The 14,403-nt window shown below is 56.6% G+C and carries 15 protein-coding genes; 11 read left to right on the top strand and 4 right to left on the bottom strand.

What is annotated here, in order from left to right; translation table 11 throughout:
• Positions 1 to 396 precede the first annotated feature (396 nt).
• The 11 genes from yfmF (at position 397) to DXB00_RS11015 (ending at position 10,521) form a co-directional block, all read left to right on the top strand.
• A complete protein-coding gene (gene yfmF, locus DXB00_RS11065) occupies positions 397 to 1,680 on the top strand; it encodes an EF-P 5-aminopentanol modification-associated protein YfmF (protein WP_118729661.1) in 1,284 nt (427 codons plus the stop codon).
• Positions 1,677 to 2,927 carry an EF-P 5-aminopentanol modification-associated protein YfmH gene (gene yfmH / locus DXB00_RS11060; RefSeq protein WP_119214915.1) on the top strand — a complete coding sequence of 417 codons (1,251 nt, stop codon included), beginning with the start codon at positions 1,677 to 1,679 and terminating at the stop codon, positions 2,925 to 2,927. Before yfmF ends, yfmH begins: the two co-directional genes overlap by 4 nt.
• Positions 2,928 to 2,958: 31 nt before the next feature.
• On the top strand, positions 2,959 to 3,792 hold the full coding sequence (gene lgt, locus DXB00_RS11055) for a prolipoprotein diacylglyceryl transferase (RefSeq protein ID WP_118729663.1): 834 nt from the start codon (positions 2,959 to 2,961) through the stop codon (positions 3,790 to 3,792).
• A 27-nt stretch (positions 3,793 to 3,819) separates the two neighbouring features.
• Positions 3,820 to 4,674 (top strand): bifunctional methylenetetrahydrofolate dehydrogenase/methenyltetrahydrofolate cyclohydrolase FolD, encoded by an 855-nt coding sequence (gene folD / locus DXB00_RS11050; RefSeq protein ID WP_118729664.1) that lies wholly within the window; start codon positions 3,820 to 3,822, stop codon positions 4,672 to 4,674.
• A 444-nt stretch (positions 4,675 to 5,118) separates the two neighbouring features.
• On the top strand, positions 5,119 to 5,796 hold the full coding sequence (gene rpiA / locus DXB00_RS11045) for a ribose-5-phosphate isomerase RpiA (protein WP_110436003.1): 678 nt from the start codon (positions 5,119 to 5,121) through the stop codon (positions 5,794 to 5,796).
• Between the two features lie 28 nt (positions 5,797 to 5,824).
• A complete protein-coding gene (locus DXB00_RS11040) occupies positions 5,825 to 6,739 on the top strand; it encodes a hypothetical protein (RefSeq protein WP_117489773.1) in 915 nt (304 codons plus the stop codon).
• A gap of 161 nt (positions 6,740 to 6,900) precedes the next feature.
• A complete protein-coding gene (rplU, locus tag DXB00_RS11035) occupies positions 6,901 to 7,212 on the top strand; it encodes a 50S ribosomal protein L21 (RefSeq protein ID WP_117489775.1) in 312 nt (103 codons plus the stop codon).
• A 4-nt stretch (positions 7,213 to 7,216) separates the two neighbouring features.
• A complete protein-coding gene (locus tag DXB00_RS11030) occupies positions 7,217 to 7,552 on the top strand; it encodes a ribosomal-processing cysteine protease Prp (protein ID WP_110436005.1) in 336 nt (111 codons plus the stop codon).
• Positions 7,539 to 7,817 carry a 50S ribosomal protein L27 gene (gene rpmA / locus DXB00_RS11025; RefSeq protein WP_110436006.1) on the top strand — a complete coding sequence of 93 codons (279 nt, stop codon included), beginning with the start codon at positions 7,539 to 7,541 and terminating at the stop codon, positions 7,815 to 7,817. The genes DXB00_RS11030 and rpmA overlap by 14 nt, the downstream gene beginning before the upstream one ends.
• A 346-nt stretch (positions 7,818 to 8,163) precedes the next feature.
• Positions 8,164 to 9,438, top strand: a complete 1,275-nt coding sequence (gene obgE, locus DXB00_RS11020) for a GTPase ObgE (protein WP_110436007.1) — start codon at positions 8,164 to 8,166, stop codon at positions 9,436 to 9,438.
• A 177-nt stretch (positions 9,439 to 9,615) separates the two neighbouring features.
• Positions 9,616 to 10,521 carry a DMT family transporter gene (locus DXB00_RS11015; protein WP_118361037.1) on the top strand — a complete coding sequence of 302 codons (906 nt, stop codon included), beginning with the start codon at positions 9,616 to 9,618 and terminating at the stop codon, positions 10,519 to 10,521.
• A 180-nt stretch (positions 10,522 to 10,701) separates the two neighbouring features.
• Here DXB00_RS11015 and DXB00_RS11010 read toward each other — a convergent pair whose 3' ends face one another.
• The 4 genes from DXB00_RS11010 to DXB00_RS10995 form a co-directional block, all read right to left on the bottom strand.
• Positions 10,702 to 11,361: a DUF1847 domain-containing protein gene (locus tag DXB00_RS11010; RefSeq protein ID WP_116705304.1), complete on the bottom strand. Its 660-nt coding sequence runs from the start codon at positions 11,359 to 11,361 to the stop codon at positions 10,702 to 10,704.
• Between the two features lie 27 nt (positions 11,362 to 11,388).
• On the bottom strand, positions 11,389 to 12,576 hold the full coding sequence (locus DXB00_RS11005) for an ABC transporter substrate-binding protein (protein ID WP_117489777.1): 1,188 nt from the start codon (positions 12,574 to 12,576) through the stop codon (positions 11,389 to 11,391).
• 71 nt (positions 12,577 to 12,647) lie between these two features.
• Positions 12,648 to 13,427: an ABC transporter ATP-binding protein gene (locus DXB00_RS11000; RefSeq protein ID WP_118729665.1), complete on the bottom strand. Its 780-nt coding sequence runs from the start codon at positions 13,425 to 13,427 to the stop codon at positions 12,648 to 12,650.
• A complete protein-coding gene (locus tag DXB00_RS10995; RefSeq protein WP_118729666.1) occupies positions 13,421 to 14,368 on the bottom strand; it encodes an ABC transporter permease in 948 nt (315 codons plus the stop codon). The genes DXB00_RS11000 and DXB00_RS10995 overlap by 7 nt, the downstream gene beginning before the upstream one ends.
• Positions 14,369 to 14,403 lie beyond the last annotated feature (35 nt).

The following is a 14,403-nucleotide window of genomic DNA, read 5'->3' as shown; positions in this document are numbered from 1 at the left end:
AATCTGCGCCAGATTAGGAAGCAAGGGAAAGGTAGGAGTTCAAAGAGGAAGGAAAACCGTAGGTTGTCCTTCCTTTTTGCCCCCGCCGCGGGGCGCGGCACGTTCCCGCCGTCCGCAGACGGCGAATCCCCCGCTGAGGTTCAGCGGAAAACTCTCCGCCCGGAAAGGGACGAACACGCTTGCGCAGTTCGAGTACCCCGCGCAGCCGGTGCTGAGAAATGCTGCCCGGATAGGGCGAACAGCCTGCGCGGTTCGTGCATCCTAGCGGGTCGGTGCCGGAATAGCCTGCGTTGCGGTTAAACCGCCGCAACTTCACATAAACTACGTTTGCGTTACTCCCACATATACGGTATAATATAACCCGTTAGACAAACTTTTCCGGAATCGAGGGAAATTATGCAACGAGTGACCCGAAAAACGCTGGGTGCGGGAATCAATCTCACCTGCGTGACCACACCGAAGTTTAAGCGGGCAGTGCTGCGTGCGATGCTGGTGCTGCCGCTCGGCGGCGAGGATGCCGCGCTGCGCGCGTGTCTGCCGCAGGTTTTGCGCCGCGGCACGGCCAGGCTGAACGATATGCAGGCGTTCGGCACCGCGCTCGATGAGCTGTACGGCGCCCGTATTGAAGCCGCAGTGCGCAAGGAGGGCGAAAACCTGTGCATCGGCTTTCTGTCCGACTGTATTGATGAGGCTTATGCACCGGGAGCCGACGGTCTGACCGCCGGTGTGATCGGTCTGCTGTGCGATCTGCTGTACAACCCGTATCTGCAGGACGGCCTGTTCTGCGCCGCTTATGCAGAGGGCGAACGCGGCAATCTGATCGACCGCATTGCTGCACTCAAAAACGATCCGCGTTCGTGGGCGCCGCGCCGACTGAATGAGATCATGTGCGAAAACGAGGACTACGGCAAGTCCGCGCTCGGTACGATCGAGCAGGCAGAGCGCATTACATCGGAAACGCTGTATGCGGCCTATCGCCGCGCGCTGAGTGAGGCGCAGGTGGAGCTGTTCTACTGCGGTACGATGATGCCGGACGAGGTGGAAGCGCGCTTCATGGCAACGCCGCTGGCCCAGCCGCGCGAGGGCACGCTGTATCAGCCGCACACGGTCGTGCAGGCGCGACCTGTTGGTGACGTTCGTGAGGTCGTTGAGGATGCCGAGGTAACCCAGGGCAAGCTGTCGCTCGGCTTCCGTACCGGCGGTGCATCACTGACCGGCGGAGAACCGGCGGCGTACTGGGTGTTCCAGACCATCTACGGCGGCTCGACAAGCGCGAAGCTGTTTCTCAACGTACGCGAGAAAAAGTCGCTGTGCTACTACGCAAGCGCACAGTTTGTGGCATCTAAGGGACTGATGATCGTGGGCTCCGGCATTGAGAACAGAAATTTCGAGGTCGCACGCGATGAAATCCTGCACCAGCTGGATTTGTGCCGCAAGGGCGAAATTACGGACGCAGAACTCGAAAGCGCACGCAAAACGCTGGTCAACGGCTGGCGCACCATGCTCGACGACCCGCTTACACTCGAGCGCTACTGGATGGGACAGGCGGCTGCAGGCACGCTCGTATCGCCCGAGGAGCGCATCGAGCAGGTGGCCGACATCACGCGCGAGCAGGTCATTGCCGCGGCACAGAGCACAGCGCTTGACACGGTATTCTTTATGAAGGGAGCGGCAAAATGACAAAGAATTATTCCGCTCTGCACGAGAGTATGCAGACCCGCACGCTGGCAAACGGTCTGCGCATCTGCTATCTGCCCAAGAAGGGTTTCAGCAAAACCTTCGCCATTCTGGCGACCGATTTCGGTTCGGTGGACGCATCGTTCACCTTTGAGGGCAAGCGGTATGATACACCGGCAGGCGTGGCGCACTTCCTTGAGCACAAGATGTTCGAGGATGAGGACGGCAACGCACTGCAGAAATTCGCCCGCACCGGTGCAAGTCCGAACGCCTTCACAAGCCACACCATGACGGCGTATCACTTTTCCTGTACCGACCGGTTTGAGGAGAATCTGGAGATTCTGCTTAAATTCGTGTTCACGCCGTACTTCACGGATGAAAACGTGGAGAAGGAACGCGGCATTATCAATCAGGAGATCCGCATGGTAGAGGACACACCCAATTGGGAGGTGTTTGTCGGCGCGTATGAGGGTCTGTATCGTAATCATCCGGTGCGTGTGTCCATTCCGGGCAGCGAGGAGAGCATTTCGCATATTACACCGGAGCTGCTGTACACCTGTCACCGTGCGTTTTACAGTCCGAAGAACATGGCGCTCGTGGTGTGCGGCACAGCGGACTTTGAGCAGGTATGCCGCATGGCAGAGGAGATTTCACCGCAGGACGCACCGGAGATCGGTCAGCGTCATTACGGCGAGCGCCGCGCGGAAGTCCATCAGCCGGTTGTGACGCGCAAAATGCAGGTGTCGCTGCCGCAGTGTATGGTCGGCTTTAAGGATGAGCCGGTTCCGGCCGGAGAAAGCCGTCTGCGCCGCAGTCTGATCGGTGATCTGGCGGTGCGTATTCTGTGCGGCGATACCTCTCCGCTGTATGCAAAGCTGTACGAAAAGCGGCTGCTCGGACGCGATTTTGATGTGGATTACTCGCTCATTCCGGATGGCGCATGCGCGATCCTCGGCGGCGAGAGCCGAGATCCTGCGGCTGTGCGCGAAGCGCTCGAGCGGGAGACTGCACGGCTGGCGCAGGAGGGCATCGAGCCGAAGCTGTTCCGCCGCATGAAGAACGCGCTGTACGGCATGCGCCTGCGTATGCTGGATGTGCCCGATCTGTATGCACGGCAGGAGATCACTTCTGTTTTGCGGGCGAGCATTATCTGGATTTTGCCGGGCTGTTTGACACCATTCATGCGGAGGATGTGCAGGAAATGTTCCGCCGCTGGGCACAGCCGAACCGCTCGACCATGTCGGTGGTAGAGCCGAAGTAACGATAGAAAGAAGAAAGATCATGGAACACACAATTTCATTTCCGGCGCTCGGCCTGAACCTTGACATCAACCGTGTCGCTGTCAATCTGTTCGGCAAGGATATTTACTGGTATGGCATTATTATCTGTCTGGGCTTTGTGCTGGCGGCGCTGTATGTCAATCGGCGGACGCAGGAGTTCGGCGTTACGTCGGACAATCTGATGGACTGCCTGATCATCTGTGTGCCGGTCGGCATCATCAGCGCCCGCATTTACTATGTGGCGTTTGAATGGGGCTATTACAGCCAGCATCCGAATGAGATCATCGCCATCTGGAAGGGCGGCATCGCAATTTACGGTGCGGTCATCGGTGTTGTGATTGCACTGGCGGTGTACAGCAGAATGAAGAAACTGTCGTTTGCCAGCCTGTGCGATCTGGCGGCGTTCGGTCTGCTGATTGGTCAGTGCATCGGAAGATGGGGCAACTTTGTCAACGGTGAGGCACATGGCGGTGCAACCTCTCTGCCGTGGGGCATGAGCATTGACGGTGCCTCTCCGGTGCATCCGACCTTCCTGTATGAGTCGCTGTGGAATCTGGTGGGCTTTATTGCACTGCATTTCTACTCGAAGAAGCGCAAGTTTGGGGGCGAAATGGCGCTGCTGTATGTAGCGTGGTACGGTCTGGGCCGTGCGTGGATCGAGGGCCTGCGGACGGACAGCCTGTATCTCGGCCCGGTGCGCGTATCGCAGCTGCTGGCCGGCATAAGCTGCATTGCGGCGATTATTGTGCTGGTACGGCAATATAACCGCATCAAGGTCGAGAAGGCGTTCTATGCGCCGGAGCAGGACAAGGCGGACGAGAAAAAAGGCGAATAACATTTCACGATAAAGGAGAACGACAATATGAGTGCAGTAAGAATGGACGGCAAGGCACTGTCCGCGAAGGTGCGCGGCAGCATTCTGGCAGAGACCGAGGCGCTGAAAAAGCAGGGTGTAACGCCGGGTCTGGCGGTTATTATCGTCGGCAACGATTCGGCGAGCGAGATTTACGTCCGCAATAAGGAGCGCGCGTGTGAGCAGTGCGGCTTTTACAGCGAGAAGTACGCGCTTCCCGAGGAGACCACACAGGAGGAGCTGCTTGGTCTGATCGCGCAGCTCAACGAAAGTCCGGCAATTTCGGGCATCCTGTGCCAGATGCCGGTGCCGAAGCATATTTCCGAGCAGGCGGTCATCGACGCCATCGATCCGAAGAAGGACGTGGACGCGTTCCATCCGGTCAATGTCGGCAAGATCATGGTTGGCAATTTTGATTTCGTGCCGTGCACGCCCGCGGGTGTCATGGAGCTGCTCGACGAGTACAAGATTGACCCGAAGGGCAAGGAGTGCGTTGTAGTTGGCCGCTCGAATATCGTCGGCAAGCCGATGAGCATGCTGCTGCTGCACCGTCACGGCACGGTTACCATTTGCCACAGCCGCACGCAGGATCTTGCAGAGGTGTGCCGCCGTGCGGATATTCTGGTAGCCGCTGTTGGCAAGGCAGGCTTTATTACGCCGGATATGGTCAAGGAGGGCGCAGTGGTGATTGACGTTGGCATCAACCGCAACGCTGAGGGCAAGGTTTGCGGCGATGTGGCACCGGAGGTTATGGAAAAGGCCTCTTACATGACGCCGGTTCCGGGCGGTGCCGGTCCGATGACCATCACCATGCTGATGAAGAATACGCTCAAGGCGGCAAAGCTGCAGAACGGCATTCAGTAAACAAAAACCGCCCGTATCCGGGTTGACAATCCGGGTGCGGGCGGGTATACTAAAGATAACGAAAGGTGCTGCCGGTAGACGGTCAGCCCCTAAAGAAAACGGAAGAAATAACCGCAATCATTGGGAGTGAGAGGCGGTTATTTCTTCTTTGGTCCTAAAATACGCTCAATAAGTACAAGTATCACTACAAGAATTACGAGATATTCCATAAAACCACCCCCCTTACAGGGGCAAGACTTAACCGCCTACCGCAGGCGCGGCAGCACCTTTCTTAACGACAAGTATAACAGAAATCGACTGCTTTTGCAATCCCACCAGATTTCGGCGGGATTGTTTTTATTTTGTAAATTAGAAAAGATTGACCTTTGTCCGGATTCATTCTATAATAAAGCTAATGAGTTAACCGCAACATACGGTTTATCACGTCAGGGGAGGACGAATATAATGGATATGAAGAAGCTTGCCGGCGATAAGGCGGCAGAGTATGTAAAGGACGGCATGGTTGTTGGTCTGGGCACCGGTTCCACTGCGTACCACATGGTAAATGCAGTAGGCGAGATGGTAAAGAACGGCCTGAAGATTCAGGCGATCCCGACCTCCAAGGCTACCGAGGCGCAGGCGCGCGAGCTGGGTATCCCGCTGCTGACCATCGACGAGCTGGATCACGTTGATCTGGCAATCGACGGCGTAGATGAGATCGACCCGCAGTTCAACGCCATCAAGGGCGGCGGCGGTGCGCTGTACCGCGAGAAGGTCGTTGCATCCATGGCGAAGGAAGTTATCTGGATCATGGACGAGTCCAAGCTGGTCGACAAGATCGGTGCTTTCCATCTGCCGGTTGAGATCGCACAGTACGGCTCCAAGCAGGCGATGGAGCGCATGGCAGCTTACGGCTGGAATCCGGTTCTGCGTGTACGCGACGGCAAAACCTTTGTTACCGATAACGGCAACTTCATTGCGGATCTGCACCTCGGCGCAGGCTTTGACATTCAGGACGTTTACTCCAAGCTGACCGGCATGCTCGGCGTGCTGGAGCATGGTCTGTTCCTCAACATGTGCAAGCGTATGATCGTCGGCCACTCCAACGGTGAGGTTCAGGTCATCGAAAATCCGTCCAAGTAAGCGCAGCTGAAAGGCAGGAGAATTAATGATGGATCAGAACGATCAGAACGACCGCTTCGACAGATTCGACCGCTTTGAGCCGGACTTCAGCCGGTTCGAAAGTGGTTCGGACCGCAGTGAGCGCTCGAGCAGCCGCGACCGCAGTGAGCGTCCCGCACGCACGGGCAGACGTCAGTCGGCACGTCCGGTGCGTTCCGGCATGCGTATGGGCAAAGGCAAGCCGATGCGCAGAGCATCGGTCAAGCTGAACTACCGCATGGTGCTCTGCATTGCCGTGTTGGTACTGCTTTTGCTGACGATCATCTTCGGCGGACTGTTCAAGTCCCGCGGCAGTAAAATTGCGGACCTGAACTCGCAGATCGAAACACTGAATAAGGATAAGGACAATCTGTCCGCACAGATTGGTGCGCTGACGCAGGAGAATCAGACCCTGCAGAGCAGCATCACCGCAACGCTTCCTGCGGCTAAGACCGCAGAGACCAACAGCATCGTGGATCTGATCCCGATGCTGAACGACGGCGTTTATGTAGTACAGAGCACCGGCTCGCAGCTTCGCTACATCAGCGTTCCGAAGGGCTATCTGCAGGACAAGCTGGGCGAGTACCGCGATGACGCTTCCGGCTATGCCGCCTCCACCGGCGATGCACCGATCTGCCAGTACTATGTGCTGTTCACCGACCGCGTGATCGGTCTTGCAGAGGGTGACACCGGCTTTGTCAGCACCGACCGCAGCGCAACCGGCTCGACGAGCACGATTCCGTCCGGCTTCTATGACTTTGTTGCTTCGTTCTTCAATAACAGCAGCAATACCACGGCTTCCGGCAGCAATTCGAGCGATAGCAGCAGCTCGGATAGCAGCTCTGACAGTTCGAGCGACAGCAGTGCGTCCGACAATTCGTCTGACAGCAGCGCTTCTTCCGCATCTGCGGATGCAAACGCATAATCTGCGGGAAAATTAAAAAAATCAGAGGCATGGACTTGACAGTTCGTGCCTCTTGTGCTATGCTATTAAAAGCCGCATTGTGCATAGGCTTTTGTAAGTGTGTATCAAACGATGCACCGCCGTGCCAAGCGTGACTCTACAACGAAAGAGAGGGAAAACACATGTATGCCATTCTGAAAACTGGCGGCAAGCAGTACAAGGTATCCGAGGGCGACGTAATCTACGTTGAGAAGCTCGGCGTAGAGGACGGTGCTACCGTATCCTTTGACGAGGTTCTGGTAGTAGGCGAGGGTGATTCCATCACCGTAGGCGCTCCGTACGTTTCCGGCGCGGTTGTAACCGGCACGGTTGAGAAGACCGGCAAGGGCAAGAAGATCAACATCTTCAAGATGAAGCCGAAGAAGGGTTATCGCCGTCGTCAGGGTCATCGTCAGCCGTACACCAAGGTGACCATCGCGTCCATCAAGGCGTAAGACCGTGACCAAAGTCACTTTTTCGCTGCAGGAGGATAAAATCCTCGCGGTGGATATTCTCGGCCACGCAGGCTATGCGGAGGAAGGGGAAGACATCGTTTGCGCAGCGATCTCCAGTGCGGTTATGCTGACGCATGCGCTGCTGTATGATGTACAGCATATTCCGGTCGATACTCTCATCGAGGATGACGGAGCGCATATCCGCTTTACGCTGCCGAAAGGCGATGTGGAACGCGGACAGGATGCACTTTGTGCTCTGAAGCTGCATTTTTCCGAACTGGAACAAAACTATTCTGATTTCTTGAACGTAATGGAGGTGCAAGCAGATGCTGAAGATTAGCTTACAGTTTTTCGCTCATAAAAAGGGCGTTGGTTCGACCAAGAACGGTCGTGATTCCGAGTCCAAGCGACTGGGTGTAAAGCGTGCAGACGGTCAGACCGTACCGGCAGGCAACATCCTGGTTCGCCAGCGCGGCACCAAGATCCACCCGGGTGTGAATGTTGGCCGCGGTAAGGACGACACCCTGTTCGCAAAGGTTGAGGGCGTTGTTCGCTTCGAGCGTCTGGGTAAGGACCGCAAGCAGGTTTCCGTTTACCCGCAGTAATTATAGCGTTGCGTATAGGGGGCTTCAAAGCCCCTATATTCAAATTCCGGTTCCTTGCGAAACCGAAATTTGATACCCGAACGGCGCCGTACAATGCGGCTGGGTCGGGGTAACAAAACATCCGGCAAAGCTGGACGTTTTGTTGCGGCACGGAGTGCCGCGATTGGATGATTGCGCCGGAGGCGCAATTCGCCTGCGGGCGGGCCGATGACTCGGATTTCTGGACGAAATCCTGTCATGTGGTTGCAGTTTGCAAGCAAACTGGTATTTTATTGTCCCAGACTTCGTCTGGGATTTTGTTGATTTTAGATAGATATTACACCTTTGAGAAGAAAGGAGGACTACCATGTTTATTGATATTGCAAAAATCAAGATCGTATCCGGCAAGGGTGGTGACGGCAAGGTTGGTTTTCACCGCGAAAAGTATGTGGCGGCCGGCGGTCCGGACGGCGGCGACGGCGGCCGCGGCGGCTCGGTCATCTTCAAGGTAGATGACAATCTGTCCACGCTGCTCGATTTCCGTTACAAGAAAAAGTATGTCGCGGCTCCCGGTGAGCCGGGCGGCGGTAAGCGCTGCAAGGGCAAGGACGGTGCGGACCTGATCATTCGCGTACCGCGCGGCACGATCATCCGCGACCAGAAAACCGGTCAGGTCATGAAGGATATGTCCGACAGTGAGCCGTTTGTAGCAGCCAAGGGCGGCAACGGCGGCTGGGGCAACACGCATTTTGCAACGCCGACGCGTCAGGCGCCGCGTTTTGCCAAGCCGGGTCTGCCGGGTGTCGAGCGCGACATTATCCTTGAGCTGAAGCTGCTGGCTGATGTCGGTCTGGTCGGCTTCCCGAATGTCGGCAAGTCCACGCTGCTGAGCATGGTTTCTGCGGCGCGTCCGAAGATTGCAAACTACCACTTCACGACTCTGGTGCCGAACCTCGGCGTGGTTTCGGTCGGTGAGGAGCAGAACTTCGTCATGGCCGATATTCCGGGTATTATCGAGGGCGCAAGTGAGGGTGCCGGTCTGGGCCACGACTTCCTGCGGCACATTGACCGCTGTCGTCTGCTGCTGCATCTGGTTGACGCGGCAGGCAGCGAGGGCCGTGACCCGATCGACGACATTGAGAAGATCAACGCCGAGCTTGCCGGCTACAGCGAGTTTCTGGCAGCGCGTCCGCAGATCATTGTTGCCAACAAGACCGACCTGCTGGGCGATGACCGCGAGCCGGTTGAGAAGATCCGCAAGTACGCAGAGGAGCGCGGCTTCCTGTTTGCGGAGCTGTCCGCGGCGACCAACCAGGGCGTCAAGGAGCTGATGAATCTGACGTGGCACGAGCTGCAGCAGCTCCCGCCGGTATTCATCTACGAGCCGGAGTTCGTCGAGGTCGAGGAGAAGGCCGCAACCGAGAACGACTGGACCATCGAGCGCGACGGCGACGCATACGTTGTCACCGGTGCATGGGTGGACAAGATTATGGGCTCGGTCAATATCGATGACTACGAATCCCGCCAGTATATGGATCGTATGCTCCAGTCTGCAGGCATTTACGCCAAGCTGGAGGAAATGGGCATCGAGGAGGGCGCTCCGGTCGTGATCGGAGAGTTCGAGTTCGAGTACGTTTATTAAAGCGCGAGAAAGAGGACCTTGGGGTCCTCTTTTTTATCGTATATACAGAGTGAAGTGCGGAGAACGTAGTGGGAGTAGCATAATGCAGAATCACTAAAAATTATATCGTCCTATGTTCAACTCGCTGAAATAGTGCTACAATTAACTCAGAATGCACAAAAGGGGAGTTGACAAACTGTGCAACAACAAAAGAACGATAAAACAACCTGCCTGTTGCTTGCGCTGACCACGATTTTCTGGGGCAGCCTGTACACGGCAAGCAAGGTACTGCTCGATGTGATTCAGCCGTTCACGCTGCTGTGCCTGCGCTACATCATCGCAGCCATTGCCATGACCATCCTGCAGCGCCTGCGTAAGCCCGACCCGAACGGCAAGCCGCGCAGGATCAAGGGCGGCGACTGGAAATACGTTATCATGTTCGGTCTGGGCGGCTATGTGCTGTCCATCGGTCTGCAGCAGTACGGCACCAAGCTGGCGGGAGCATCGCTGGCATCGCTCATCAACTGCATGAACCCGATCGCCATCTGCTTCTTTGCGGTGCTGCTGCTGCATGAGCGCATGACGATGAAGAAGGTCGTCTGCATTGTCAGCGCGGTTGCCGGTGCGGTCTGCATCGTCGGGGGAGACGCCGGCGGCGGTCATATCCTCGGCATAGCGCTTTCGCTCGGTTCGGTGCTGACGTGGAGCGCGCTGAGCGTGTTCATGCGCTCGTTCTCGCAGAAGTATGATGCGCTGACCGTCACGACTTACGGTATTTACGTTGCCGCTATCGGCACGCTGCCGCTGATGCTCCGCGAGATCATCACTCACCCGGAGATGGACTTCCTGCACGCGAAGTACATCCTTGTGCTGTTTTATGTGGCGATTTTCTGCACGACCATTCCGCATTCGCTGTGGAATTACTGTCTCTCCCGTGCAGAGGCAAGCACCTGTTCTCTGTTTTACCCGATTCAGCCGCTCACCTCGATGGTGCTCGGTGTCCTGCTGCTGAACGAGCACATGACAGTCGGCTTTATTGCCGGTGCGGTGCTTATCGTGTTCGGTGTGCTGTATTCAACGCTCGGCAAAGAGAAAACCAGATGAGCCGCCTTGGCTTTGCCCGATGTTATAGGTTAAGCTGAAAAATCCTCCTGTCTTCAGAAAGAAGGCAGGGGGTTTTTGCAATCATTCAAAACGGCGAAAGAGAGATGATGATGAAGTCCAAAGGGTAGAAACGCAGGGATGCAGTTCGGACGGTGCCGGATTGCAGCCGGTTTGCTGAATTTACAATCCCAAATCCTTAAACCGCGAATACATGGACTGTGCGCCGTACAGTGCCGCCACCGGATTGTGCTGCAGTACCCGGTCCTTGACGATCATAACCGTTGTCGGAACCTTGCTGTGGCGCAGAAACAGGGTATCATGTCCGACGCACAGACCAATCACGATGTTGAAATCGCAGCCGTGCGCGGCAAGCGTCTTGGCCTGCATGATCGGGTTGCACATGGATTCGTGTCCGCAGCCGCCGTTGAGCTTTTTCTCGTTCGGCACGCCGATCTCGGTCTTGTCCTGTGCACCGACCTTGCAGCCGACCGTGAAATATTCGATGCCTTTTGCCTTGAGAATACGGGCGAAGATGGAAGTCTCTCGCATCAGACCGACGCAGGACGCGATGCCGATCTTTTTATAACCCATGCGCTTGATGAACTCGATGGTTTCCTCGACACGGGTCAGGCGGCCGTAAAACTCGCCTTCAATGCACGCGGAGGTGCGGGCAATCAGACCCTGTTCCGGGTCGTTGCGGTAGATTTCCAGTGTTTCCTCGAGCAGTGCCTTATCTACGTTCGTCGTCAGGCAGAACGGCGGGTACTGCTCCTCGCTGGCCGAACGGCAGCCGAGTCTGCTGCAGTCCGAGCAGCTGTGTGTGCATTTCAGTTCCGACATAATCCTTTCCTCCCTGTAAAAACAATGTTATGCCTTTGCGTTTGTGTCCTGTGCGGGCTTGGTGATTTTGCCGCTGCAGCAGTCGTCCTCAGCCTCGGCTGCTGCTTCTGTCGGCTGGAAATTGGCAGAAGAAGCAGAAGCGGACGGCGCAGAGGCGGTCGTGCCGGTGGAAGCGTCGCTCTCCGGTGCATCCGGAACATCATCGAAGAAGATATAGGCGTTGTCTGCGAACGCCTTGGCATCCGTGCCTTCCTTCAGAATGCCGATCTTGGTCAGCTCCTCGGCGTTCTGCTTAAGTGCGTCATAGCCGCCCTGAACCGAAGGCTTGTAGTTGTAGGTCTTGAGGATCTCCGCGCAGAAATCCGCGTCCCCGGAGATATACTGCTTTTCCGTGATGATCTTTGCCGTTTCGTCCGGATTGTCCTGCACCCACTGGGAAGCCTTCTGCACCGCACGGGTGAAGGCGGCTGCGGCCTTGGGATTTTCCTCCGCCAGCTTGCTGGTGACGAATGCTGCGCAGCAGTACTCGTCCTTGTACTCGGGATCGGTTGCGGTGTCGATGAGAGCGGTCAGACCGTACTGCTCTGCCGCGATGGACGCCGCCGGATCACCGAGTGCGATCGCGTCAACGGCACCGTTCTGCAGTGCCTGCGCCAGATCGTTGCGGGAGTAAACCGAGAATTCAACCTCCATGTTCTGGTCGGTCACGCCGATGCCTGCCGCGCTCAGCGAGCGCTTGGAGACAACGGTTGCCGCGTCAGCCAGACCGGGTACGCCGATCTTCTTGCCCTTGAGGTCGGCAATGCTCTTGATATCGCTGTCGCCGGGCACGAGCAGCTTGGTGCAGCCGGTGTGGATGCCGGTGGTGAACTTGATGGGCAGGCCGTTCTCAAGCGGCTGGAGCATTTTGCCGATCAGGCCCATGCCGACATCAACCTGATCCGCGCCGATGGCCTCGGAAACGTGTGCCGCGTCAACCGTTACCTGCTCAATGTCCAGACCTTCGTCCTCAAAGTAGCCGTTCTCGATCGCGATGTACATCGGTGCGGCACAGAGAGAAGGAGAGTAGATCAGACGCAGGTGGGTTGCGCCGGAATCTGCTGCCGCGGAAGCGTCCGAATTGCTGCTCGAGCCGCCGCAGGCGGTAAGCGAGAGTGTCAGTGCAGCTGCGAGAAGTCCGCTTGCTACTCGAAATAAAGTACCGTTCTTTTTCATGGTTTTCTGACCTTTCAAGGAAAATATATAATAAAAGTAATAATAATGAACGTGCGTTCTTTAATGCGATCTTAAATGTAGTAGTTGGGTTCTTGGATTGTGCCGCCGTAATGGAGCTGACGAAGGATCTCTGCACGGTAGTGAAGAAAATCCTCCGAGCTGCGTGCTCTCGGGCGGGCAAGCCGGATATCCAACGTGCCGGTGATGCGTCCCGGTCGGGGTGTCATAACGACCACCTTATCCGAAAGATACACGGCCTCATCCACATCATGCGTTACCATGATGGCGGTCATGCCGGTTTCCTTCCAGATGCACAGGATCTCGTCCTGCATGTTCATGCGGGTGAAGGCATCGAGTGCACCGAGCGGCTCATCGAGCAGGAGCACCTTGGGCTTGCCAACGAGTGCTCTTGCGAGAGACGCGCGCTGGCACATGCCGCCGGAAAGCTGGTACGGATACGAATGCTCGAAGCCCTTGAGGCCGACCATCTCGATAAATTCGTCTACGCGGTCCTTTTCCTGCTTGTAGATGCCGCGGGCGCGCAGGCCGAACGCGATGTTATCATAAATCGACAGCCACGGGAATAGCGTGTGCTCCTGAAACATGAAGCCGCGGTCTGCACCGGGGGCCTTGATAGGTGTGCCGTCCAGCGTCAGGCTGCCGTCGTCCATCGGAATCAGACCGGAGATCAAACGCAGCAGCGTGGACTTGCCGCAGCCGGACGGTCCGATCAGCGAAACGAACGAACCGGCGGGAATATCGAGCGAAACATTGTCGAGAGCGGTAATACGCTCTCCGGTGGGATTGACAAAATGCTTGGATACACCCGAAATCGAAATACTTCCTACCATTTGATAACTCCTTTCTGCCATGCGAGCACGCGGTCGCGGAATTTGAACAGCAGCGTGATGAGAATGAAGAAGGTGACTGCAATGATGATCAGCCCGGCATATACGTTGGCATATGCCATCATTTCCTTCTGCCAGTTGATGTACCAGCCGATGCCGTACTTGGCGCCGAGCATTTCGGCGGTGACCAGCGTGATGAACGACGAGCAGGTGCCGTTGAACAGGCCGAGGAACATATGCGGCATAGCCGCCGGAATGCCGACCTTGGCAATGCGGTAGAAGCTGCCCGCGCCAAGCGTCGAGGAGACTTCAAAGTACGAGTTGGGGATGGAAGCGATGCCGCTGCTGGTGAGCACGGTAGTCGGGAACCACACAGCCAGCGCGATTAGGAAGGCACTGGCGGAAATCGCAGTCGGGAATGCGATGAGCACGAGCGGGATCCACGCGGTGGACGGGATCGGACCGAGTACGCGGACGAGCGGCTGTACCCAGTAGGCGAAGGTCTTGTTGAAGCCGATGCCAATGCCGGTCAGCATGCCGACGACTGCACCGCCGAGCCAGCCGAAGAACAGCAGGCGTGCGGAGTATGCAAGGCAGGTCGCGAGGAACGCACTGTCCTCGACGAGAACGCCGAACACGCGGTCGAGCGAGGGAAAGTACAGCACCGGCAGAATCGCAAACTTGGCGGTCAGCAGGTTGAGAATGTTCAGCACCAGAACCGCTCCTGCATAGAACAGTGCGCTGTACGACAGCTTATCGCGCACCTTGGTGTTGCCGAGCGATATCAGCAGGGCAATCACATACACGGCCAGTCCGATGAGCAGCGCCCATGTAAAATAGGGATGTTCTGCGGCAGGATGCTGCGCGGAATCCGGCAGCAGAATATCGCAGGCGAGCGCCAGCAGAATGGAGAGAACTGGCAGTGATTTAAAAAAATGCTTCACAAGGGAGAGCTCCTTTCGACAAAAAAAGGCAGAAG

It is taken from the genome of Butyricicoccus sp. OF10-2 (assembly GCF_003481925.1).
In the GTDB taxonomy this organism is placed as follows: Bacteria; Bacillota; Clostridia; order Oscillospirales; family Butyricicoccaceae; genus Agathobaculum; species Agathobaculum butyriciproducens.
The sequence above is the reverse complement of the archived record's forward strand: the minus strand, read 5'-3'. Positions and strand labels throughout refer to the sequence as shown.

What these genes read in the sequence shown, in the direction of transcription:
- DXB00_RS11005 (WP_117489777.1), bottom strand. Translation starts at nt 12,576, where the DNA reads ATGAAAAAGAACGGTACTTTATTTCGAGTAGCAAGCGGACTTCTCGCA.
- DXB00_RS11000 (WP_118729665.1), bottom strand. Translation starts at nt 13,427, where the DNA reads ATGGTAGGAAGTATTTCGATTTCGGGTGTATCCAAGCATTTTGTCAAT.
- rpiA (WP_110436003.1), top strand. Translation starts at nt 5,119, where the DNA reads ATGGATATGAAGAAGCTTGCCGGCGATAAGGCGGCAGAGTATGTAAAG.
- rplU (WP_117489775.1), top strand. Translation starts at nt 6,901, where the DNA reads ATGTATGCCATTCTGAAAACTGGCGGCAAGCAGTACAAGGTATCCGAG.
- DXB00_RS11010 (WP_116705304.1), bottom strand. Translation starts at nt 11,361, where the DNA reads ATGTCGGAACTGAAATGCACACACAGCTGCTCGGACTGCAGCAGACTC.
- yfmF (WP_118729661.1), top strand. Translation starts at nt 397, where the DNA reads ATGCAACGAGTGACCCGAAAAACGCTGGGTGCGGGAATCAATCTCACC.
- obgE (WP_110436007.1), top strand. Translation starts at nt 8,164, where the DNA reads ATGTTTATTGATATTGCAAAAATCAAGATCGTATCCGGCAAGGGTGGT.
- DXB00_RS11040 (WP_117489773.1), top strand. Translation starts at nt 5,825, where the DNA reads ATGGATCAGAACGATCAGAACGACCGCTTCGACAGATTCGACCGCTTT.
- lgt (WP_118729663.1), top strand. Translation starts at nt 2,959, where the DNA reads ATGGAACACACAATTTCATTTCCGGCGCTCGGCCTGAACCTTGACATC.
- folD (WP_118729664.1), top strand. Translation starts at nt 3,820, where the DNA reads ATGAGTGCAGTAAGAATGGACGGCAAGGCACTGTCCGCGAAGGTGCGC.
- rpmA (WP_110436006.1), top strand. Translation starts at nt 7,539, where the DNA reads ATGCTGAAGATTAGCTTACAGTTTTTCGCTCATAAAAAGGGCGTTGGT.
- yfmH (WP_119214915.1), top strand. Translation starts at nt 1,677, where the DNA reads ATGACAAAGAATTATTCCGCTCTGCACGAGAGTATGCAGACCCGCACG.